Origin of the sequence: Blautia sp. BIOML-A1, from assembly GCF_009883055.1 — a bacterium.
GTDB lineage: Bacteria > Bacillota > Clostridia > Lachnospirales > Lachnospiraceae > Blautia_A.
This window is the reverse complement of the sequence record NZ_WWVR01000008.1, coordinates 57,863-81,177: the sequence shown is the minus strand read 5'-3', so window position 1 is coordinate 81,177 and position 23,315 is coordinate 57,863. Positions and strand designations below refer to the sequence as shown.

The following is a 23,315-nucleotide window of genomic DNA, read 5'->3' as shown; positions in this document are numbered from 1 at the left end:
CCACCGTCAGGCGGTCTCCGTTTCAGATTAAAGGAGAGCTTATGATTACCAGTGCACAGAATACACAGGTTAAAAACATCATAAAATTAAATCAGAAGGCGAAGGCCAGGAGGGAACAGAAACTTTTTGTGGCGGAAGGCAGAAAGATGTTTCTGGAAGCCCCGGAGAATCTGATCGACAGGATTTATGTGGCAGAGTCTATGCTTGAAGATGAAGAAATCATGCAGAAAGTCCATAGATTTTCGTGGGAAGCGGTAGAGAACAGTGTTTTCAGACAGATGTGTGATACACAGACTCCGCAGGGAATTCTTACAGTTCTCAGACAGCCGTCTTATCAGATGGAGGATCTTCTCAAAGAAAAAAATCCGCTGATCATGGTTCTGGAGGATCTTCAGGATCCCGGCAATGCCGGAACGATCATAAGAACCGGTGAAGGTGCAGGAGTCAGCGGTGTTTTTCTTACAAAGACCTGTGTGGATATCACGAATCCTAAGGTGATCCGTGCAACTATGGGTTCTGTGTACAGAATTCCTTTTTTATATGTGGAAGATGTGGTATCATTAAAGCAGCAGCTTCAGGACAGGGGAATCCGGTTTTTTGCCGCACATTTACAGGGGAAAAATTCTTACGACAGGGAAGACTATAGAGGTGGAACTGCATTTCTTATCGGAAATGAAGGTAAGGGTCTTACCGAACAGGCAGCAGAGGCAGCAGACTGTCTGATCCGGATCCCAATGTGCGGGCAGGTGGAATCTCTCAATGCAGCAATGGCTGCCGGAATCCTGATGTATGAAGCTTCAAGGCAGCGTAGAAATTAAATGTAGAGGCTGTATTGCTTTTATAGCCGGAAGGAGGATATGATGGATCCTTTACTGTGGCTTGTGATTCTGGCAATTTTTCTGATCATAGAGGCAGTGACGGTAGGTCTTGTGACGGTCTGGTTTGCAGGTGGAGCACTGCTTGCGGCAATTGCTTCAGCGGCAGGTGCAGACATCATAGTACAGTGGATATTGTTTCTGATTGTATCACTGATATTATTGATTTTTACCAGGCCGCTTGCTGTCAGGTATATGAAACGGGGAGTTACCAGAACAAATGTGAATAGTCTGATCGGAAAAAGGGCTGTTGTCATCCAGAAGATTGACAATCTGTCTCAGATGGGGCAGGTCCGGATCAACGATATCGAGTGGATGGCAAGGACGGAATCCGATGAGGAGACAATTCCGGAGAAATCAGTAGTAGAAATTGAAGCAGTTCAAGGTGTAAAACTGATTGTAAAAAAATGTAAGGAGGAATTGTAGTATGGGTGGATTTGTTTTTTTGGTTGTTATTATCGCAATCGTCCTTTGGGTACTGGCATCCTGTATCCGTATTGTGCCGCAGGCATATGCGATAGTAGTAGAACGACTGGGCGCCTATAAGGAAACCTGGAATACAGGAATTCACTTTAAGACACCGTTTATCGACCGTGTTGCAAGAAGAGTCAATCTGAAAGAACAGGTAGTGGATTTTCCACCACAGCCGGTTATCACCAAAGATAATGTAACCATGCAGATTGATACCGTAGTGTTTTTCCAGATCACAGATCCGAAATTATTTGCTTATGGTGTGGAGAATCCGATCATGGCGATCGAGAACCTTTCTGCAACAACGCTGCGAAATATCATCGGTGATATGGAACTTGATGAGACACTGACTTCTCGTGAGACCATCAATACCAAAATGCGAGCTTCGCTGGATGTGGCAACAGATCCATGGGGAATTAAGGTAAATCGTGTAGAACTTAAGAATATTATTCCACCGGCAGCAATCCAGGAAGCTATGGAGAAGCAGATGAAAGCGGAACGTGAGAGACGAGAAGCAATCCTTCGTGCAGAAGGAGAGAAGAAATCCACGATCCTTGTTGCTGAGGGACATAAGGAATCTGCAATTCTGGATGCAGAGGCAGAGAAACAGGCTGCGATTCTTCGTGCAGAAGCAGAAAAAGAGAAGATGATCAAGGAAGCAGAAGGTCAGGCAGAAGCAGTTCTTAAGGTTCAGAAAGCAAATGCCGAGGGAATCCGTATGATCCGTGAAGCAGGTGCAGATCAGGCAGTCCTTACTCTGAAGAGTCTGGAGGCCTTTATGAAGGCAGCAGATGGTAAAGCAACCAAGATCATTATTCCGTCTGAAATTCAGGGTATGGCAGGACTTGCATCTTCCCTTAAAGAGATCATTACAGAGGAACCAAAATCTAACGAAGAATAATACCAGAAAGAGGAGGAGAAATTATTATGAATTTAAAAGGACGTAATTTTCTGACACTCAAAGATTTTACACCGGAAGAGATCACATATCTCATCGATCTGGCTGCTGAATTAAAAGCAAAGAAAAAAGCCGGAGAGCTTCATGAGTATTACAAAGGCAAAAATATTGCCCTGATCTTCGAAAAGACAAGTACAAGAACACGCTGTGCATTTGAAGTAGCTGCTCACGATCTTGGAATGGGCAGTACCTATCTGGATCCGACTGGTTCTCAGATCGGTAAGAAGGAGAGCATTGCAGACACAGCAAGAGTTCTCGGAAGAATGTATGAGGGAATCGAATACAGAGGATTTGGACAGGAAATCGTAGAAGACCTTGCAAAATATGCAGGAGTTCCGGTATGGAATGGTCTGACAAATGAATATCATCCGACACAGATGCTGGCTGATATGCTGACCATCCGTGAGCATTTTGGAGATCTTAAGGGACGTCGTCTGGTATACATGGGAGATGCCCGCTACAATATGGGTAATTCCCTGATGATCGCATGCTCCAAACTGGGAATGCACTTTGTTGCCTGCACAACAAAGAAATACTTCCCGAATCAGGAACTTGTAGATCTGTGCAGAACATATGCAGAGGCTTCCGGCGGAAGTATTACTCTTACAGAGGATGTTGAGGCAGGAACCAAAGATGCAGATGTTATTTATACAGACGTATGGGTATCCATGGGTGAGCCGGATGAAGTCTGGGAAGAACGTATCAGAGAACTGACACCATATAAAGTAACGAAGGCAGTTATGAAAAATGCCGGAGAAAAAGCAATCTTCCTTCATTGCCTGCCTGCATTCCATGATCTTAAGACAAAGATCGGCAAGGAAATGGGCGAAAGATTCAATCTGACAGATATGGAAGTTACAGATGAAGTTTTTGAGTCTGAGCAGTCTCATGTGTTCGACGAAGCTGAAAACCGTATGCATACGATCAAAGCAGTTATGGTAGCTACTCTTGGAGAACCGGAGAACAAATGATAGATACTGTATATTCAAAAGAAACAATTTTAAAGGAAATACACACAAAATGGGCGGGCAAAACCGTCCATTTTGCAAAAGAAACGGACTCCACAAATGAATGGTGCAAGCGTCTTTCAAAAGAAGGAGCAGAACATGGCACCCTGGCAGTCACCGAATTTCAGTCTGCAGGCAAGGGACGTCTTGGACGCCGCTGGACGGCTCCGGAGGGAAGTTCCATTATGATGTCTGTTCTTCTGCGTCCTGATTTTGAGCCACAGTATGCATCCATGCTGACACTTGTTATGGGACTGAGTGTGGCACAGGCAGTAAGAGAACTGGATATAGAGGTTTCCATCAAATGGCCGAATGATGTTGTAGTCTCCCGCAAAAAAATCTGTGGGATTTTAACAGAAATGGGTCTCGAAAAAGGAAGAATCCGAGAGGTAGTCATCGGTGATGGAATCAATGTAAATCTGGAAGAATTTCCGGATGAACTTAAGGACAAAGCAACTTCGCTTTATCTGGAAACAGGAAAAAAATATGACAGAAACCGTCTGATCAGTCTGATCATGGAAAAGTTTGAGAGAAACTATGAGAAGTTTACAGAAACCTGTGATCTGTCACCTTTGATCGATGATTATAATGTAATGCTTGCAAACAGAAATCAGCCGGTGCGGATACTGGATAAGATAAATCCATATGAGGGGATTGCAATCGGAATTGACCGTGAGGGAGAGCTTCTGGTGAAGGTTGCAGATGGTGAGATTCGAAAGGTATGTTCCGGTGAGGTATCTGTGAGAGGTCTGTACAGTTACGTGTGATTAAAACTAGATGAAGGAGTTTTTATGTATCAGGAAAATGTTGTACTCTGCGGCGCAAGTGCCTATGAGCAGAAATATTATTTTAACCAGGATTTTGCTTCTCTTCCGGAGACGATCAAACAGGAACTGCAGGTTATGTGCGTACTGTATACGGAAGATGTGGGAGGAATCCTGACACTGGAATTTGATGAGACCGGAAATCTGCAGTTTAAGACAGAAGCAACGGATTCTGATTTCAGATATGATGAGATTGGAAGCGTTCTGAAAATCAAACAGATCCAGGCAGAAAAAAGAGAACTTCTGGAATCCCTGGAAATGTACTACCGTGTATTTTTCCTTGGAGAAGATATGGAAGATTCTGTGGAACATGTGGATAACGAGGAGTAAATTATGAATATGCGGTGGAAAATCGGCCAGGTTGAGATGGAAAATCCATTTATTCTGGCACCAATGGCAGGCGTGACAGACCTGCCATTCCGTTTGTTATGTAAAGAACAGGGAGCAGGACTTCTGTGTACAGAGATGGTCAGTGCCAAGGCAATTTCTTTTCATAACAAAAATACAATTTCTCTTATGCAGATCGATCCGGCGGAGCATCCGGTTTCCATGCAGATTTTTGGAAGTGAACCGGATCTGATGGCAGAGGTTGCCAAGAGCATAGAGGAGCAGCCTTTTGATATTCTGGATATCAATATGGGATGTCCGGTGCCGAAGGTGGTCAACAATGGGGAAGGCTCTGCACTTCTTAAGAATCCCGAACTGATCCGGGAGATTGTGACGAAGGTCTCTCATGCAATAAAGAAGCCGGTGACGGCAAAAATCCGTATTGGATTTGAAGGCTATCCGGTGGATCCGGTGGAGATCGCAAAGATCATCGAAGATTCCGGTGCTGCAGCAGTTGCGGTTCATGGAAGAACAAGACAGCAGTATTATTCCGGAGAGGCAGACTGGGATACAATCCGCAGGATCAAAGAGGCAGTTTCCATTCCTGTGATTGGAAACGGCGATGTGGATTCAGCAAAGAAAGCAGAGGCACTGGTAAAAGCAACCGGATGCGACGGTATTATGATCGGCCGGGCAGTTCGAGGAAATCCCTGGATCTTCCGTGAATTGAATCATTATTTTACTACAGGGGAAGTACTTTCGAAACCATCCTGGGAAGAAACACGAGAGATGATTCTTCGCCATGCGAGAATGCAGATTGAACTGAAGGGTGAATTTACAGGAATTCGAGAAATGCGTAAGCATATTGCATGGTATACGTCCGGAATGAAGCACAGTGCCGGATTGAGAAGAGATTCCAATCTGGTAAGCAGTTATGAGGAGTTGGAGAAGCTGTTGGATTTTGATCTTGCAAACAGGTAAGAAAGGGAAAAACAGAGCTTTGGAATAAGCTGTCAATAACGAGAAAAAACGGCGGAAATCGTTGTAAAATGGGGTGTTTTACGCTTGACAAGGTATATAGATTTCGGTATAATACTGGAATTGTGAATATCCTAGAATAAGTCTGCCCTTTTTGAGGTATGATTGTTCTGGGAGTGTATATCCAATGAATATCCGTTTATTTTGAAAGGGTGTAGGATTATGGAAGAAAAAAAGAATTTATTAACATATGCAGGTCTTAAGAAACTGGAAGATGAACTGCACGATTTAAAGGTTGTAAAGAGAAAAGAAGTAGCAGAGAAAATCAAAGAAGCAAGAGAGCAGGGAGACCTTTCTGAGAACGCTGAGTATGATGCTGCAAAGGATGAGCAGAGAGATATCGAAGCAAGAATCGAAGAGATCGAGAAGATCCTTAAGAATGCAGAAGTTGTTGTAGAAGACGAAGTAGATCTTGACAAGATCAGCGTTGGATGCAAGGTTAAAGTATACGATTATGAATTCGAAGAAGAAATGGAATTAAAGCTCGTTGGTTCTACAGAGGCTAACAGCCTGGAGGGCAAAATCTCCAACGAATCCCCTGTAGGAAAAGCTCTGATCGGTGCTCATACAGGCGATGTTGTTGAAGTAGAGATGCCGATGGGAATTATGAAATACAAAGTTCTGGAAATCCAGAGAAACATCTAATAAATCAGTCTAAGAACAGAAGGAGGCCAAAGAAGTGGCAGAGCAGAAGAAGCAGGATACAAACCAGCTGCTGAAGGTTCGTCGTGAGAAGCTTGCAGATTTACAGGCAAACGGAAAGGACCCGTTTCAGATCACAAAATTTGACCAGACACATCATTCACTTGAGGTGAAGAATCTCTATGAAGCACATGAGGCAGAGATCTTAAAAGACCGCAAGACTCCAGATGTAGAAGGTCTTGATGAAGCACAGGCAAGAGAAGTCCTCAAAAAGGACTATGAAGAGAGAAGAGAAATCATGGATGCGAGCCCGATCCACGTTGCGATCGCCGGCCGTATGATGTTTAAGCGTGTCATGGGAAAAGCTTCTTTCTGTAATATTCAGGACCTGCAGGGAAATATCCAGGTCTATGTGGCAAGAGATGCTATCGGAGAAGAATCTTATGCAGATTTCAAGAAATCCGATATCGGTGATATCTTCGGCCTGGAAGGTTTTGCTTTCAGAACAAGAACAGGCGAGATTTCTATCCACGCTGAAAAAATGACTATGCTGACCAAGAGTTTGCAGATCCTTCCGGAGAAATTTCACGGACTGACAGATACAGATACACGTTATCGTCAGAGATATGTAGACCTTATCATGAATCAGGACAGCAAGAACGTATTTATCAAACGTTCCCAGATCCTCAAGGAGATCCGTAACTTCCTTGCAGGACGTGACTTTATGGAAGTCGAAACTCCAATGCTTGTTTCCAATGCAGGTGGAGCAGCTGCAAGACCGTTTGAAACACATTACAATGCCCTGAACGAAGACGTTAAGCTTCGTATCTCTCTGGAGCTTTATCTGAAGAGACTGATCGTCGGTGGACTTGAGAGAGTTTATGAGATCGGCCGTGTATTCCGTAATGAAGGTGTTGATACACGTCACAATCCGGAATTCACTCTGATGGAGCTTTATCAGGCATACACCGATTATGAGGGAATGATGGAACTTACTGAGTCCATGTTCCGTTATCTGGCAGAAAAAGTCTGCGGTTCCACTAAGATTTCCTATAATGGTGTAGAAATCGATCTTGGTAAGCCGTTTGCACGTCTGACAATGAACGAAGCAATCAAGAAATATGCAGGAATTGACTTTGATGAAGTAGCAGATGATGAGGCAGCCAAGAAACTTGCTGACGAGCATCATATTGAATATGAGGCACATCATAAGAAGGGTGATATCATTAATCTCTTCTTTGAGGAGTACTGTGAGAAAGAACTGATCCAGCCTACATTTATCATGGATCACCCAATTGAGATTTCTCCGCTGACCAAGAAGAAACCTTCTGATCCGAGCAAGGTAGAGCGTTTCGAACTTTTCTGTAATACATGGGAAATGTGTAACGCATATTCCGAGCTGAATGACCCGATCGACCAGAGAGAGCGTTTTAAAGCACAGGATGCTCTTGCTGACGCCGGTGACGAGGAAGCAAACCATACGGATGAGGACTTCCTGAACGCACTGGAGATCGGTATGCCGCCTACAGGTGGTATCGGATACGGAATTGACCGTCTGGTTATGCTTCTTACAGACAGCCAGGCAATCAGAGACGTACTGCTGTTCCCGACAATGAAGTCACAGGGTGCTGCAAAGAACGAAGCAAACAATGCGGCACAGGCAGCACCGGCTGTAAAAGCAGAGGAAAAACCTGCTGAGAAGATTGATTTTTCCAATGTAAAAATCGAACCGCTTTTTGAAGAAAACGTTGACTTTGACACTTTCAGCAAGTCAGATTTTCGAGCCGTAAAGATTGAAGCGTGTGAGGCAGTTCCGAAGAGTAAGAAGCTTTTAAAGTTCACTCTGAATGACGGAACAGACCGTAAACGCACGATTTTAAGCGGTATTCACGAGTATTATGAACCGGAAGAACTGGTAGGAAAAACAGCGATTGCAATCGTAAACCTTCCGCCGAGAAAGATGATGGGCATTGATTCCGAAGGTATGCTGATTTCAGCAGTACACGAGGAAGACGGAAGAGAGGGATTACATTTACTGATGGTAGATGAACATATTCCGGCTGGTGCAAAGCTGTATTAAAAATCCGATAAAGGATTAAAAAATGTAGGCTTTTTGATGTAGAGTACGACAAAGGTACGACAAATAAAACCTCCTTAACGGGCTATAATAAATGATTTTAAATAGTCCATGCAAAATGAAATCAATATTTTTACATTATGAGGACACTTTTCTAAGAGAAATTTTAGAAGAGTGTCTTTTTTGTTACGGTCATGTACAAAAAAACAGGAGGAAATCAAAATGGCAAATAACACAGCGTTAAGAGCAGGTAAAGATACTACTCGCACAATTACTTTCAAAAATAAGGAGCACGAAAAATTTTATTACACCTATCTGCCAAAGTGCAGATATCAGGATGTATACCACAAGGCATTGGTGTATTGTCTCGGAATTGACCGGGATACAAGAGAAAACGCAGAACAGATATACGATTTTAAGACAGGATACGTGAAAACGGAATGCCTGCATGAAGGCTGGCAGACAAGCGGCAGCGTAAGGATTGTACGGCTGGCATTTAACCTGTATTGTGATGGTACTCCTAGTGTTTATGATTATGAGGGAGACAGTGAGCGTCAGGTGAATGAATGCAGAGAATATTCGGTCAGTGATTTATTTTGCTGTGGATATGCAAGGTACTTTTGGGAGGCAGTCAAAATCCGTTATCCGGAGTATTGTTTTTATTGGGATTGGGAGGATTCATATGCTGAAGGTTAGATTACAGGGAACAGTTAAGGATATACAGTGGTTTGGGAAACTTCTGCAACAGCACCCGAAAATCCGGGTGCTTGGAGTATCGAAACCGTTTGCAAATAAAGGAACAAACAAATATTTTCGTGTATACGCAGAAATAGAGAAAAGAGAAAATACCATGCAGTAAAGCATGACAGGAGAAAGGCAGGAAGAAAGTATGTGTAGAGTAATCGCAGTCGCAAACCAAAAAGGTGGTGTCGGAAAGACAACTACCTGTGTGAATTTAGGAATCGGTCTTGCAAGGGAAGGGAAAAAAGTGCTTCTGATTGAGGCAGATGCACAGGGAAGCATGGCGGTCAGTCTTGGGATTCAGGAACCGGACGAGCTGGATGAGACACTGGTCAATATTATGGAAAAACTTATCAATGACAAGGAACCGGAGCCGGGAGAAGGAATTATCCATCATGAGGAAGGGGTGGATTTTATCCCTGCCAATATTGAACTTGCAGGATTGGAGACTTCCCTTGTGAATGTCATGAGCCGGGAAATGGTATTGCGGCAGTATATATGTGGGATAAAAAAACAGTATGATTATATCCTGATTGACTGTATGCCTTCGCTGGGTATGATTACCATTAACGCTTTGGTAGCGGCTGACAGAGTATTAATTCCAGTAGAAGCGGCTTACCTTCCGGTTAAAGGGTTACAGCAGCTTATTAAGACAATAGGGCGGGTACACAGAAAACTGAATCCGGAACTTTCTATCATGGGGATTTTGTTCACAAAAGTAGACCGCAGGACAAATTTTGCAAAGGATATTGCAGCTCAGATTCGAGAGGTGTACGGAAACAAAATACATATTTTTGCAAATTGCATACCGATGTCTGTGAGGGCGGCTGAAACTACCGCAGAGGGAAAAAGCATCTATCTCCATGACCCGAAAGGAATTGTGGCAGAGGGCTATCACTATCTGACAGGGGAGGTGTTGGATGATGAAGAGTAAGAGCGCAGAAAAGATAAAGCTGACTTCTTATGATGATTTATTTGGCAGTAGTGAAGTAACGGCAGGAGAGAAGGTTGTATCCGTTCCGATTCGTCTTTTTCACACCTTCAAAGACCATCCATTCCGGGTATTGGATGATGAAAAAATGCAGGAGACTGTGGAGAGTGTAAAAAGATATGGAATATTGATGCCGGGAATTGTACGTCCGTATGGTGATGGTGAGTATGAGATGGTGGCAGGGCACCGCAGATGGCGGGCGTGTGAACTGGCAGGAATGGAAGAGATGCCAGTGATTATCCGGGAAATGGATGATGATACCGCTACGGTGATAATGGTAGATACGAACATCCAAAGGGAAGATATTCTGCCCAGTGAGAAAGCACATGCCTATAAGATGAAATATGAAGCCATGAAGCATCAGGGAAGCAAGGGAGAGAAGCATACGGCTGATCTGGTAGGAGAAGCTGCTGGCGAAAGCGGAAGGACGGTTCAGCGGTATATCCGTCTATCATTCCTTATTTCCAGATTATTAGACTATGTAGACAATAAAAGACTTTCCATGAAAGCGGGAGAGAAACTTTCTTTTCTGACGGTAGAAGAACAGGAATGGGTGTTAGAGGCAATAGATAATGCAGTTTTGACGGTAACAGATAAACAGGCGGAGTTATTCAAGAATCATAGCAGGGAAAAGACGTTGAATCAGGGAATTATCTATTCTGTTTTATTGCAGAAAAAGGAAGCAGAAATAAAGGTAACTCTTTCGGCAAAGAAGGTACGCTCGTATTTTCCGCCAGCCTATACAAAAGAGCAGGTTGAGGAAGTAATTTATACGCTGTTGGAACAGTGGAGAAAGAAGAAAGGGAAGGAGGAACAGGAAGATGCAGGAGATACAGTTTGATTATTTTCGTGGAATGGAAGCGGAACAGTATACCTTTTACCGGATTCCGAAAATTTTATTTACCGCAGAATGCTTCAAAACTATTTCCTGCGAAGCAAAGGTTTTATACGGTCTGTTGCTGGACCGTATGAGCCTGAGTATTAAAAATCGCTGGTTCGATGAAGAGGACAGGGTATACATTATTTTTACTGTGGAAGAAATTGCGGAGCTTATGAACTGTGGCACACAGAAGGCAGTGCGGTTATTAAAGGAACTGGATAGTGAAAAGGGCATTGGTCTGGTGGAAAAAAGGCGGCTTGGATTGGGGAAACCCAACGTGATTTATGTGAAGAATTTTATGGTCAAACAGCCTGAAAAGGAAGAAAAAGAGCCGGAAAAGCCTGTAAATACACAGAATTGTGAAAATCACAATTCAAGAGTTGTGAAAACCACAATTCAGGAATGTCCAAAATCACAATTCAAGAATGATGAAAATCACAATTCAGGAATGATGAAAACCACAATTCAGGAATGTGCAGAATCACAATTCAAGAATGATGAAAATCACAATTCTGGAATAGTGAAAATCACAACTCTTGAATGTCCAAAATCACAATCTAATAATACTGATATTAACAATACTGATTTTAGTGAAAATGAGTATAACGATACTGAGAGTAGTGAAACTGATTTTAACGAGACAGATAATATCTTATCAAATCCTTCTCATCTATCAGTGAGGAAAACAGCAGGAATGATTGATATGGTGGAAGAGATGGAAGCCTATCGGAAAATTATCAGGGAAAATATTTCGTATGAGTGTTTTGAGGACAGCAGGTATCGACAACAGGAGGAAGTGGATGAACTTGTGGAACTGATGGTAGAGGTTATGGTCATGCCGGATAACAGCACTGTTCGTATTGGCGGAGTGGACAAGCCTGTGGTGATTGTGAAGAACCGCTTTATGAAGGTGGAACATGGGCATATTGAATATGTCGTTGGCTGCCTTGAGAAGAATACCAGCAAGGTAGGAAATATCCGGGCGTATCTTCTGACAACACTCTACAATTCAACCATGACCATAGAAAATTATTACAGAGCAGAAGTGAATCACGATATGTATGGAGGAGGATAAAACGGATGAGAAGAAAAGAATTTTTGGAGAATGTGGCAGTTCCGCTTTTAGGGATAGCTGTGGTAATGCTGATTGTTTATCCGTTTTGTGTGGAAAACGGTGTGTGTGATTACCGGAAATTGTGGATAGTTTCAGGGATTCCATTTGGCGTACAAAAAATGTATTTTTGGATGATTCCAAAAGGATTTGATATAGGAGGTACTGTTGGAATGTTTGCTTTTAATCTGCTGGTAGGAGGATTGATAGGCAGCATGGTTTTGACATGGCGTTTGCTTATGGCAGGAAAATATCTGTTAAAGAGCATTGGATATGGTGGTTTGTGGATAGTAAAAAAAGTATTCAGGACATGATTTCAAAGAGTAAAAACAAAGTATGAAAAATAGAATATAGAGTGTGAAGAGCAGCCAATGCGTAAAAAATATTGGCTGCTTTTTTGCCCTTTTTAAGAAAAACCTTGCGACACGGTGTCGCAAAGTAAAGGAGGAAGCGTGTTGGGTAATCGTGCGGAATCGCAGGATTTGATTGACTTAGGAAACCGTATTCGCAAAAGGCGGCAGGAAATTCACTTATCACAGGAAGTATTAGCAGAAAAAGCAGGTATCAGCCCCAACACGATCAGCAGGATTGAGGGAGGACAGACAGCAATGTCTATTGAGATATTCAGGAAGCTGGCGGTGATTCTGAAAACCGATGCAGGAACACTATTGGGGGAATGTAAGGAAGAAGAAAACCATCGTCTGTATGATTTGATTTGTCGTGCGAAAAAACTGAAACGGAAAGAACAGAAAATTTTGGAAAAGACAATGGAAGTGTTGATTGAGGGATTTGGTACGGAATTGTAGAAATTCAACAGATATGGTGGGAATATTTAGAAATATCCCCATATCTGTTGAGGTAATGGAAAGCCAATGTTGTTAAACTTTAAGTCAGGAAAGAGAACAGATGCGGGCAGAAAGGAGGCAGGATATGACAAGGGAAGAGTGCCTTGCATACAGACAAAGATGCCCATATGATGCAATGGGCGATTTCTCTGTTTTTTCGGAGAAAAAGGAAGATAGCAGGGATAATGAAGTGGCTGCTTCACAGCCGGAATTATCAGAACAAAATAAAGCATAAGAAATTTATGTGGTAGTAAAAGGAGTTTCAGGCTCCCGTTAAAAAAACGGGTGTGCCGGGAGCTGTCTTTTACTGCTTTTTCGTCTGTGATGTTTTTATTTTCTGCCACCCGGAAGAGGTGGTAGTTATGCTGACATTACAGGAATTAAAACAGATCGTAGATGTCCCATATCCGGGCATGAAAATTCCTACTGCAAAAAAATTAAAAGAATATGGAACGGTCATTGCCAAAAAGAGCATGGGTTGTGAGACAGAAATCTTGGCATTTCAAAATGGCTATGCGTTGTATCAGGTCAGTCGGTTCACTACGGTATTTCCGATTTGTTTTTGTGGGGAATATCAATACAATGCGGAACAGGCGGACTGTATTTCGGAAGAGTTTTTTAATCAAAGGGAGTGGTATATCCGTCTGGTATTGGAAGGAGAAGACCGTTTGAGTCGTAATCAGGAATCGAAAGAACAGGGCTGGACAATCTCATACAGTGATGTTTCGGAAGAATGGGGAATGCTTCAGACAGAAGAAAAGTCTCCATTGGAGATGCTGGTTGGCAGAGAGTCTGTAAATGAAATATTTGAGGTTTTGACGGAACTGCAGAAAAGGGTATTTTACGGATGTTTCTTTCATCAAAAAACACAGAATGAACTGTCAAAAGAATTGGGAATTTCTCCGTCTGCGGTGTCCAGAACCCTGTCAAGGGCGATGAACAGGATGCGGAGATATTATGCAGATGTACGGTCAGGTGGCTGTAATCGAAAAGAGATAAGATAGTGGGAGGAAAGAAGATATGCGTGGAAAGAAGCCGAAAGAACGAAAAAATTATATTTTGCGGACAGAAAACGGAACACTTGTGGAAGTAACCAGGGAGGTTTATCTGGAATGGTATCAGTCCCGGAGAAGGGAAAAATACCAGCAGGAACAGAAACAGAAATACGGTGTTTGCAGTCTTGATGTGGTGCAGGAAGGCAGTTTTGCAAAAACTTCTATATCGCAGGAAGGACAGCCGGAGGAGATGGCAGTACGCAGTGAATGCCTGAAAAAATTGAAGGAGAGTTTAGGACAGTTACCGGAACAGGAGGCATATCTGATTTATCTGTTATTTTTTGAAGAGGTTACAGTGAAAGAAGCGGCACAAATTTGTGGATGTAGCCGTAAAACAATACAGAACAGAAAAAAACGAATTTTGAAAACACTTAAAAATATAATGAAAGAACTTGGAATTGAGGGAGGATGTATTTATTTCAATTAAAATAGTGGAAAATTGTTCTAAAATCATATAAATTTAAAGTTATAGTATCAGTATAAGACAACGTATATGAAATGAAAACAGCTTTGTAAATTGGTGGGAAGAGCTGCCAGTTTACAAAGCTGTTTATGTATCCGAAGTTAGCTTCTATAATTATGATATAGAATACAAGCAGAAGAATAGAAAAATCTTTGGTGAGTAGCAGGTGGTTAAATATTTTTTGGCTTTTTTGGTTTAGGTGTCACCAATTATGTATTATATGTGTGATATATATGAGGAGAAAAAAAGATGAAAAGAAATGCTGATCAGATTTTTAATAAATATTGTAAACTGTTGTATAAAATATCAATTATTATGCTGTGTAGCGAAGAGGATGCTTATGATGCAGTGCAGGAATCATTTTTGAAATATTTAAATACAAAAAAGGACTTTAATGACGAAAGCCATGAAAGAGCATGGCTGACAAGAGTTAATATTAATATTTGTAAAAACATACTCCGTTTCAGAAGGATGCATCCAACGGTAAGACAACTCTTTATGGTCATGCGAAAGTAAGTCCTACTGAATGCTGGGTCTATACCAAAAGAGTTATTATGTGCAAATGCTGTGGCGCTGCTCTAAAGAGTCTTTCTGATTGGCAGTTTGCATATTCACATGCACCACATTAGGAGAAAGAAATATGAGAAAAATTAAGCGTTTATGTGGTTTATTCATTTGTTGTTGTGTTGTAGTAACCAGTTCTGTGACTGCATTTGCGGCAGAGAAAGTTAAAGAGCCCTTTGCAAATTTAGAAGTTGTGACTGACAAAGAAACCATTAATGAAATTGTTTCAGAGAATCCCAGAATTCAAAAGTATTTAGACCAAAACGAAGTATTTGCCGATCTTGAAATTATCACAGATCAGAATGAGATTGAAAAAATCTGGGAAGAAAATCCAGATGTGAAGACACTGATGAAGTCAAAAGAATATTACTATCTCGCATATGTAAAAGGAAATGGTGTTCGTTTAAGAAACACACCGAGCACTTCCGGAGTAATTAATGGGTTATTGTATGAAACCAGAAAAGATTGGGTTTTGTTAAATGATAATTATTCTTTGAATGAAAACTATATTTGGTGGCAGGTGTCTGACAGCTCAATCGGTTGTCCGGGATGGATTGTGAATGACTATATCTATTTAAGTGCTGCCAAAAGTGCAGGAAGAGCAGTTACGGTACCAGAGATTGACTTTGATACATTAAAATTTGTTCAGTAGGTTATTTTCTTTGAAAAAGATAAATATACGTATGCTTAATGTAAAGAATAACAACTGATAATTCTACGATTGGAGGTAGCGATAATGTTCAGATTTAATAAAAACCATATAAAGATGGATATGAAAAAAATTAGAAAAGTAATGAGCATATTTTTGGCTTGTTGTTTGTTGTTGTCGATAAATTTTGAAACAGTATTTGCTTCCGACATAGAGACAAATACGAATGCTGATATAATGTCTCTCGATGGACCTTCTACGACATTTGATGGACGTCTGTTTTTGGATGAAAACGGTAACTATTCAGGGCAACTTCGTAGTGGCTTTACAACGGTAACATGTGTCCTGAGTGGAAGAACTGGTGGAATTCCTACCTTATATACGATTTATATTCGTTGGCAAGGTTCTAATGCGGTTCAAGCGTTAAGGGCTGATAACCTATATATTGTAGGTGATTCACAATATTATAGTAAAGGTTTTCTTATTGATGGATTATCTGCAACACAAGGATATCGTTCAATAGGTACTTGCGTGATTCCTGACACTGAAGAAAGTGTATATATTTCAACAAATAATCTCCGATGCTATTTTTACAACGAAGATTATTGGATTAAATTTAATGAAATAGGTGGATGGGTTGATGTGTAAAAAAGTTTTAATAAATCCAGAGACAGAATCGTTTATAAATGACTTAAAACGAGAATATAATAACAGCATTGTAAAACCGTATAAGAAAACAAGAGATGTTCTTGAAATTCTTATGAAAAAATTTGTTTTATATCAAAAAGTATCCATACAAAAGATGGACGCTATAACACGTGCCACGTTGGAAACTTTACCAATTAAAAATTTAAATGTGTCAGATATTTATATAGTTAAAGACAATGAAATAAGCCATAGTTTCTATTTGTATTTTCATAGCAGATATGCATTAGAACCTTTTCTTTGTGTTGTGTATGATAATGATACGGATAGACTATATAGTAATTGTGCCATGCTTGAAATGTATATTACGATTCTTCATGGAATAGATGTTGGTGAAATAGAAACTGATTCTATAAAATACCATAATTATCTTAATACGTTATATTCATATAATGAATGTAAAAAAGAGACTGAATACTAAAGAATGTACATTGGTAGACACATTTAAGGAAAGTAGAGGTATATTGGTTGATTCTACATATCTTGATTGGGCTAATTAAAAATTAATGTGAATAATGATTACGGGAGAGAATTGTTTTTTATGCAGTTCTCTCCCGTTTTTTGTATCAAATACGCTAGTGTTGTTTTAACAATTCTCTTTAATAATGCTGGTGTTTGTTGCGATAGAAAACACACTGACAATTCTTTGAAATCCATATAACAAAAAATTTCTATAAACGGTCAATTTTTACCCTCTCCAGCCTGCGATTAGTGAGAGGGTATTTTCTTATTTCAAAAATCCCTTTATATGTACCTTGATAATTTCATAGCCTGCCTGAATAGATACCCGGCATGGAGTGGGCATTCTGCCCACCCTTTCGGAGAAAACGCTGCGGAAAGAAAACCGGAGCAGGGAACGGGTTCAGGATGAGAACAGGAAAAACGCTCAATAAAAAAACAGTCCGGTTACGGGCTGTATAACAGTAGATACCATGCAGGGAAGTTCCGCTTAGGGAAGTTCCCTGTATTCATGTACTGTTATGGGCAGTACAAGTAAAAAAGGAGGTAAAGAGATATGGGAACTTAGGAAAAATTTTTGAAACAGGACAGTATTAGAATGGCAAAAAACAAAGAAAGAGAGGTACTTAGCGAATGAAAGGGAAATCAAAGAGAATCGTATCGGGATTTCTCTCGGCATTGACAATCATTTCTTCTATTATGCAGCCAGTTACCACTTATGCGGCAGAAGCGGAGCCAGCGGCTTACGAAGCAGAATATCCTGACATGGAAAAAGTAAAGGGTGCCCTTGCTGAAGATGAGATTGTAACGGCGGAAGATTATGAAGTAGAAGCAGGAACGGGTTTTGACGTGAAAAGTGATTTCTCAGGAATGAAGATTCATCCGGAAAAAGTAAAGGTCACGTACCACGAGGCAAAGAACCAGAATGGACAGGCATTTGATGGAAATAAAGCAGATACGTATCATGCAGTGTATTTTGTAGAGCCTGTCAGTGGTCATCCGTCTTATCATGTGCAAAGAAATATTGTGGTAAGAGAGCCGTCAGCGGAAATCCATAAAGAGAAAAATGCACAGGATTCTGACGGAAATGATCAGACCGGGGGAGAGGATGCAGAGGAAGGCGAGACGGACTCGCATAAGAAAAAACTTTCGGAAACAGAACTGAATCAGGCATTAGAAGCATTAAAAGGGCAGGACACTTATGATGAGGAAAGTGGCCTGAAACTTTTAGATGTTATGGAACAGTTTAAAAACCATATGATTGCAGGGAATGTGGACCTTTTGGCATTGGAGGAAGGAGAAACGGTTACTTTTACTGCATACAATCCTAAAATGCTGCGTTCATCACAGGTAGAGGTAAGTTCCGGCGGCTGGTATTATTATGCAGACTATGGTCTGGGTTCCTACCTGACTTGTCCGTTTACCGTAAAGTTTGGAAGCGTGACGGCAACCGCATACTGCATCCAGCCGTCAAAGCCGGGACCGGGCAGCGGAGTATATGAAATTACAAAACTGGGAGACGGCAAAGAATTGTCCAAAGTGTGTTATTATGGGACAAATGCAAGCGGAGAGGATTGTTTTTTTGATAAGAAATATCCCGATTTTTCAGCCGGAAAAAGATTTGTCGTGACACATCTTGCGGCATCCTATGCAGAGGGAAGTGAAGATGCTTTTTATGGGGCGAATGATACCGGAATCGCATTGGCAAAAGAATTATATAGTTATGCGGTCAGCCAGCCGGAAATCCCGGATGCGGCTATGGCATTTTCAGATGACAAAGTAACTGCTTATGTAGATGGAAATATCCAGAGAACAAAAGAAGTAACGTTTCAGGCAGACAGCAGACAGTCCATTACCATGAAACTGCCAAAGGGCGTAAAGTTTCATAACGTATCCACAGGAAAAATCAGCAATGCAGGGGCAGATGTTGTAGTAAAAGGAGGTACAACGTTTTTTCTTTCAGCGCCGTTGACCCAGACGGAAGATGTGGGACAAAACTGGTCTGCAAAGATGAAAGGAAGCATAACAAAGGATTATTCTGCTTATAAAATTACCACAGGTTCCGATACGCAAAATCTGGCACTGGTTTTTGGAGAGGGAATAGAGGAAGAAACTACGGCTTCTTTTCAGGTTACATGGCTGGAACTTGCAAAAGTTCAGGTTGTAAAAGTAGATTCTGAAAAAGAGGATGCGAAACTGTCCGGTGCAGTGTTCGGCATTTATAAAGATAAAAACTGTACACAGCTTATCAAGGAGATGCCAAAGACAGATAAGAACGGTACGGCCTCTGTGGAAATTGTGAAAACACAAGATACGGTATATTTAAAAGAGATTACGGCACCAACCGGGTATCGTATCAATACATCCGCATATAATGTGAAACTTGTAGCAAATCAGTCTACTTCTGTAACTGTTCCGGATAAAGAACAGCTTGGAGAGCTCACTGTATATAAAGAGGGACAGGTATTGACGGGTGCAGATTTAAGCGAGAAAGGCATTGTGTTCCGCTATGAGAAACGCCGACAAAAAGGTGCTGTTTATTCTGTATATGCAGGAGAGGATATAATGACCGCTTATGGGGCACAGGTATATAAGAAAGGCGAGCTGGTAAAAGAGCATCTGATAACGGGAGATAACGGTGCGGCAGTATTAAAAAATCTCCATCTCGGAACTTATATTGTGAAGGAAATGCAGGCACCAGAAAACTTTTATAACGCAAAAGAAGAAAAGACAGTGACGTTATCTTATGCAGGGCAGAATGCAGAAGCGGTATTTTCAGAGACTACTTTTATCAATGACAGACAGAAAGCAAAAGTATCCGTGGTAAAGAAAGATAAGGATACAGAAAAACCTTTGGATGGCGGTATTTTCGGTTTGTATGCCGGAAATGATATTGTAAACGCAGACGGCATTGTGGTTGTGAAGAAAGGTTCTCTGATTGAAAAGGCAGTCACAGGTGAGGATGGGACAGCGATATTTACAGCGGATCTTCCGATTGGAAATTCTTACTATGTAAAAGAAGAACAGGCTCCGTCCGGGTATCAGAGAAATAAAGAAGATATATATTCTTTTAAATTTTCATATACCAATGACAGCGAAGCTGACGTTTCTTTCTCCCATACATTTGTAAATGAACGTGTGACAGCAAAGATTTTCCTGAAGAAAAAAGATGCAGAAACAAACAAAGCAGAACCGCAGGGCGATGCCACATTGGAAAAAGCAGTATATGGTTTGTATGCACGTGAAGATATCGTACATCCGGATGGGGCAACAGGTGTGATTTATAAAGCCGGGGATAAGGTGGCATCACTGACAACCAATGAAAAAGGGGAAGCAGTTGCAGAAAACCTGTATCTCGGTAAATATTTTGTGAAAGAAATTACACCGCCGACAGGTTATCTGACAGATAAAAATGAATATGATCTTGTCTGTGATTATGAAGGGGATTTAGTGGCTGTGGTGGAACGAAGCTGTACATCCTTAGAGCAGGTCAAGAAGCAGCCGTTCCAGATTATTAAGGCTGCAAATAACGGGAATACCGATGCAGCACTTCTTGAAGGCGCAGGATTTACTGCTTATCTGGTATCTTCTTTAACTGTGAAAGAAGATGGAACTTATGACTTTGATTCCGTTACTCCGGTGGTACTTGGAGAAAATGGGGCAACTGAAATCTTTACCGATAAAAAAGGCTATGCAGTATCCATTCCACTTCCATATGGAACTTATGTGGTAAGAGAGACAACGACACCGCATAATTATAAACCAGTGGATGATTTTATTGTAAGAATCACAGAGCATAAGCCGACAGAGCCGCAGGTATGGCGTGTGCTTTTGGATGATGAGTTTTCTGCCAAATTGAAAATCACGAAACAGGACGATGAAACAAAGAAAACAGTGCTGGCTGCTGGAACAGAATTTAAGATTTACGATATGGATAATGAGAAATATGTAGAACAGGTAACGACCTATCCGACTACTATTGTACATAAATCCTATTTTACCGATGCTGATGGATATTTAATCCTTCCGCAGAATTTGAAAATCGGTCATTATCGTATTGAAGAAGTGACAGCGCCCGATGGATATACCATCAACAAGAATTATGCGGAAATTAAAGTAGATAGCGATACTCTGTATCAGATTGAACCGGTTTCAGGAGATGCCATTATCGAAGTGGTTTATGAAAATCATCCGGTAAAAGGGGAACTTACAGTAGTGAAAAAAGGTGAAGTTCTGAAAGACTACGGAAAGGACTTCAAATATGAGATGGAAAACCTTGCCGGAGCAGTCTTTGCAATCTACGCTGCAGAAGATATTTATACTGCAGATTTTCAGAAAGACGATGCCGGAAACCGTATTTTAGAGTATGCCAAAGATACTTTGGTGGCAGAGCTTACAACAGATGAAACAGGAAGTGCCACAATCAAAAATCTTCCACTTGGAAATTACAGGGTTGTAGAAAAAACAGCACCGGATGGTTTTGTACATAAGAAAGCAGAGCAGAATGTGCAGTTTGTCTATGTGGATCAGGATACTCCTGCCGTGGTGGAAAGCGTAGAGTTCATCAATGAGCGTCAGAAAGTGGAAATTTCCGTGGAAAAACAGGATGCGGAAAATGGCAGCACCATCGCCGGAGCAGAGTTTGGTTTATATGCAAAAGAAGACATCAAAGCCGGGGGAAAAGTGATTGTGAAAGCAGATGAGCAGCTTTGTACAGCCGTCACAGGCGAAGATGGAACAGCAATTTTTGAACAGAATTTACCATTTGGAAGCTACTATATCAAAGAATTACAGGCACCGGACGGATTTGTTTCTTCTGATGAGATTATCGAAGTGACTGTTTCTTATCAGGGTCAGGATGTAGAAGTTGTCCGCCTGAAAGAAATCTTTAAGAATCAGCCTACAACGGTTGAGTTTAGAAAATCTGACCTTACCACAGGCGTGGAACTGGATGGTGCAACTCTAACGGTTCTTGATAAAGATGGAAATGAAATTGATAAATGGACTTCCGTAAAAGGGGAACCGCATATCATCAAACGTCTGCATGTCGGGGAAACCTATATCCTGCGTGAAGAATTTGCGCCATATGGCTACTTAAAAGCAGAAGAAGTGGAATTTACAATCACGGATACTGCAGAGATTCAGAAAGTGGAAATGAAGGATGACGTTCCGATTGGACGTATCATCATCAACAAAAAAGGTGAATTCTTAAGTGAAGTGAGCTGGAATGACATGGTTGCAGGAGCAATGGATTCCATCTGGGGTTATGTGACAGGCTCTTTGAAAGACGTTACCTTTGAAATTTATGCCAGAGAAGATATTAAAGCCGCTGACGGAGAAAGTGATGATTATTACAAAAAGGATGAACTGGTAGCAACCATCAAAACCGATGAACTTGGCATTGCAAGAACCGATGACCTGCCGCTTGGAAAATACTATGTGGTAGAAAAAGAAACAGCCGATGGTTTTGTGTTGGACGGAGAGCCGAGAGACATTGATCTGACTTATCGTGATCAGGATACTCCGGTGGTAACTTTCGATTCTGAATGGCAGAACAGCCGTCAGAAAGCAAAAGTGATCGTAACCAAAAAAGAGAAAGATTCTGACCGTGTGCTGGAGGGCGGCGTATTTGCCCTTTGTGCCAAAGAAGATATTAAGAATACTGACGGTGATGTGCTTGTAAAAGCAGATACCATTATGGAGCAGAAAGCGACTGACAAGGATGGAAAAATCTTCTTTACTGCAGATCTTCCGGTAGGTGGCAGCTTCTATGTGAAGGAAGTAAAAGCACCTGCAGGTTTTGTTACGACAGAAGAAGTAAAAGAATTTACTTTCGAGTATGCTGGAGCGGATGTGCCGGAAGTTACTTTTGAGCACACCTTTGAAAATGAGGCAACTATCTTTGAAATCACAAAATCTGACCTTACCACAGGAGAAGAGTTACCGGGTGCAAAACTGGAAGTAACCGATCAGGACGGAACTGTGGTAGATGAGTGGACATCCGGTACGGAGCCGCACATTATCAAAGAACTGGAAGTCGGCAAAGAATATACTCTGACAGAAACACTTCCGGCAGATGGTTATGTGACAGCGGAAAGTATTACGTTCACTGTTGAAAATACTGCAGAAGTTCAGAAAGTGGAAATGAAAGACGATGTGACAAAGGTTGAGATTTCCAAAACGGATATTTCGGGGAAAGAATTGCCGGGGGCAAAAATGACGGTGCTTGATAAAGATGGAAATGCGGTGGAAAGCTGGACTTCTACAGACAAGCCGCATTATATGGAAAAACTTCCGATTGGAGATTATATACTGCGAGAGGAAACAGCACCGGAAGGATATCTGATAGCGGAGGATGTGGAGTTTTCTGTAAAAGATACCGGAGAGATTCAGAAGGTATCCATGAAGGATGAAAAGAAACCTTCGGAAACGCCGCAGACACCGCAGGAACCTTCAAAGCCGACAGACACACCGAAAACAGGTGATGATAGCAATATACGGCTGTGGCTGCTTCTTGCTGGTCTTGCATTGTGCGGAACAGGGGGTTCACTGTTCCTGTTAAAAAAGAAAAAATAAAAAAGAAATATTGGGTGTTTCCGAAGTGCTGGTCATTTTGGAAACACCCTGTTTTTT

The 23,315-nt window shown here is 41.4% G+C and carries 24 protein-coding genes; all 24 read left to right on the top strand.

Annotated features, from left to right (window positions below; all coding sequences use genetic code 11):
* The first annotated feature begins 41 nt into the window (after nt 1-41).
* The 24 genes from GT674_RS05755 to GT674_RS05650 all read left to right on the top strand — a co-directional run bounded on the left by GT674_RS05755 (nt 42) and on the right by GT674_RS05650 (nt 23,258).
* A complete protein-coding gene (locus tag GT674_RS05755) occupies nt 42-818 on the top strand; it encodes a TrmH family RNA methyltransferase (RefSeq protein WP_161284824.1) in 777 nt (258 codons plus the stop codon).
* Nucleotides 819-857: 39 nt separating this feature from the next.
* Nucleotides 858-1,301 (top strand): NfeD family protein, encoded by a 444-nt coding sequence (locus GT674_RS05750; RefSeq protein WP_330585478.1) that lies wholly within the window; start codon nt 858-860, stop codon nt 1,299-1,301.
* Nucleotide 1,302: 1 nt separating this feature from the next.
* Nucleotides 1,303-2,247, top strand: a complete 945-nt coding sequence (locus GT674_RS05745; protein WP_161284823.1) for an SPFH domain-containing protein — start codon at nt 1,303-1,305, stop codon at nt 2,245-2,247.
* A 26-nt stretch (nt 2,248-2,273) separates the two neighbouring features.
* Nucleotides 2,274-3,275, top strand: a complete 1,002-nt coding sequence (argF, locus tag GT674_RS05740; protein WP_161284822.1) for an ornithine carbamoyltransferase — start codon at nt 2,274-2,276, stop codon at nt 3,273-3,275.
* Nucleotides 3,272-4,078: a biotin--[acetyl-CoA-carboxylase] ligase gene (locus GT674_RS05735; RefSeq protein WP_161284821.1), complete on the top strand. Its 807-nt coding sequence runs from the start codon at nt 3,272-3,274 to the stop codon at nt 4,076-4,078. Before argF ends, GT674_RS05735 begins: the two co-directional genes overlap by 4 nt.
* A 24-nt stretch (nt 4,079-4,102) precedes the next feature.
* Nucleotides 4,103-4,465, top strand: a complete 363-nt coding sequence (locus tag GT674_RS05730) for a DUF6145 family protein (RefSeq protein WP_161284820.1) — start codon at nt 4,103-4,105, stop codon at nt 4,463-4,465.
* A 9-nt stretch (nt 4,466-4,474) separates the two neighbouring features.
* A complete protein-coding gene (gene dusB / locus GT674_RS05725; protein ID WP_161284819.1) occupies nt 4,475-5,443 on the top strand; it encodes a tRNA dihydrouridine synthase DusB in 969 nt (322 codons plus the stop codon).
* Between the two features lie 219 nt (nt 5,444-5,662).
* Entirely contained in the window at nt 5,663-6,145 is a 483-nt protein-coding gene (gene greA, locus GT674_RS05720) for a transcription elongation factor GreA (RefSeq protein WP_161284818.1), read from the top strand.
* Nucleotides 6,146-6,179: 34 nt separating this feature from the next.
* Nucleotides 6,180-8,222: a lysine--tRNA ligase gene (gene lysS / locus GT674_RS05715; protein WP_161284817.1), complete on the top strand. Its 2,043-nt coding sequence runs from the start codon at nt 6,180-6,182 to the stop codon at nt 8,220-8,222.
* Nucleotides 8,223-8,441: 219 nt separating this feature from the next.
* Entirely contained in the window at nt 8,442-8,915 is a 474-nt protein-coding gene (locus tag GT674_RS05710; RefSeq protein WP_158422079.1) for a DUF6075 family protein, read from the top strand.
* Nucleotides 8,902-9,078 carry a hypothetical protein gene (locus GT674_RS17095; protein WP_192925986.1) on the top strand — a complete coding sequence of 59 codons (177 nt, stop codon included), beginning with the start codon at nt 8,902-8,904 and terminating at the stop codon, nt 9,076-9,078. The genes GT674_RS05710 and GT674_RS17095 overlap by 14 nt, the downstream gene beginning before the upstream one ends.
* A 30-nt stretch (nt 9,079-9,108) precedes the next feature.
* Entirely contained in the window at nt 9,109-9,894 is a 786-nt protein-coding gene (locus GT674_RS05705) for a ParA family protein (protein WP_151190431.1), read from the top strand.
* On the top strand, nt 9,884-10,792 hold the full coding sequence (locus GT674_RS05700) for a ParB/RepB/Spo0J family partition protein (RefSeq protein WP_158422090.1): 909 nt from the start codon (nt 9,884-9,886) through the stop codon (nt 10,790-10,792). Before GT674_RS05705 ends, GT674_RS05700 begins: the two co-directional genes overlap by 11 nt.
* Nucleotides 10,773-11,906, top strand: coding sequence for a DUF6017 domain-containing protein (locus tag GT674_RS05695; RefSeq protein WP_158422080.1), 1,134 nt, complete (start codon nt 10,773-10,775; stop codon nt 11,904-11,906). Before GT674_RS05700 ends, GT674_RS05695 begins: the two co-directional genes overlap by 20 nt.
* Before the next feature lie 5 nt (nt 11,907-11,911).
* Nucleotides 11,912-12,256, top strand: coding sequence for a DUF6050 family protein (locus GT674_RS05690; RefSeq protein WP_158422081.1), 345 nt, complete (start codon nt 11,912-11,914; stop codon nt 12,254-12,256).
* A 141-nt stretch (nt 12,257-12,397) separates the two neighbouring features.
* Nucleotides 12,398-12,748 (top strand): helix-turn-helix domain-containing protein, encoded by a 351-nt coding sequence (locus tag GT674_RS05685; protein WP_117639516.1) that lies wholly within the window; start codon nt 12,398-12,400, stop codon nt 12,746-12,748.
* Nucleotides 12,749-12,872: 124 nt separating this feature from the next.
* On the top strand, nt 12,873-13,022 hold the full coding sequence (locus tag GT674_RS17090) for a hypothetical protein (RefSeq protein WP_173770149.1): 150 nt from the start codon (nt 12,873-12,875) through the stop codon (nt 13,020-13,022).
* A 127-nt stretch (nt 13,023-13,149) separates the two neighbouring features.
* Complete coding sequence (locus GT674_RS05680; RefSeq protein ID WP_151190434.1) at nt 13,150-13,791, top strand: sigma-70 family RNA polymerase sigma factor; 642 nt, start codon at nt 13,150-13,152, stop codon at nt 13,789-13,791.
* A gap of 16 nt (nt 13,792-13,807) precedes the next feature.
* On the top strand, nt 13,808-14,269 hold the full coding sequence (locus tag GT674_RS05675; protein ID WP_158422082.1) for a sigma-70 family RNA polymerase sigma factor: 462 nt from the start codon (nt 13,808-13,810) through the stop codon (nt 14,267-14,269).
* Nucleotides 14,270-14,554: 285 nt separating this feature from the next.
* Entirely contained in the window at nt 14,555-14,821 is a 267-nt protein-coding gene (locus GT674_RS05670) for an RNA polymerase sigma factor (protein WP_161284816.1), read from the top strand.
* Nucleotides 14,822-14,945: 124 nt separating this feature from the next.
* Nucleotides 14,946-15,521, top strand: coding sequence for a hypothetical protein (locus tag GT674_RS05665; protein WP_158422084.1), 576 nt, complete (start codon nt 14,946-14,948; stop codon nt 15,519-15,521).
* A gap of 84 nt (nt 15,522-15,605) precedes the next feature.
* Nucleotides 15,606-16,166, top strand: coding sequence for a hypothetical protein (locus GT674_RS05660; RefSeq protein WP_117639530.1), 561 nt, complete (start codon nt 15,606-15,608; stop codon nt 16,164-16,166).
* A complete protein-coding gene (locus GT674_RS05655; RefSeq protein ID WP_117639532.1) occupies nt 16,159-16,644 on the top strand; it encodes a hypothetical protein in 486 nt (161 codons plus the stop codon). Before GT674_RS05660 ends, GT674_RS05655 begins: the two co-directional genes overlap by 8 nt.
* Nucleotides 16,645-17,315: 671 nt before the next feature.
* Nucleotides 17,316-23,258: a SpaA isopeptide-forming pilin-related protein gene (locus GT674_RS05650; RefSeq protein WP_161284815.1), complete on the top strand. Its 5,943-nt coding sequence runs from the start codon at nt 17,316-17,318 to the stop codon at nt 23,256-23,258.
* Nucleotides 23,259-23,315 lie beyond the last annotated feature (57 nt).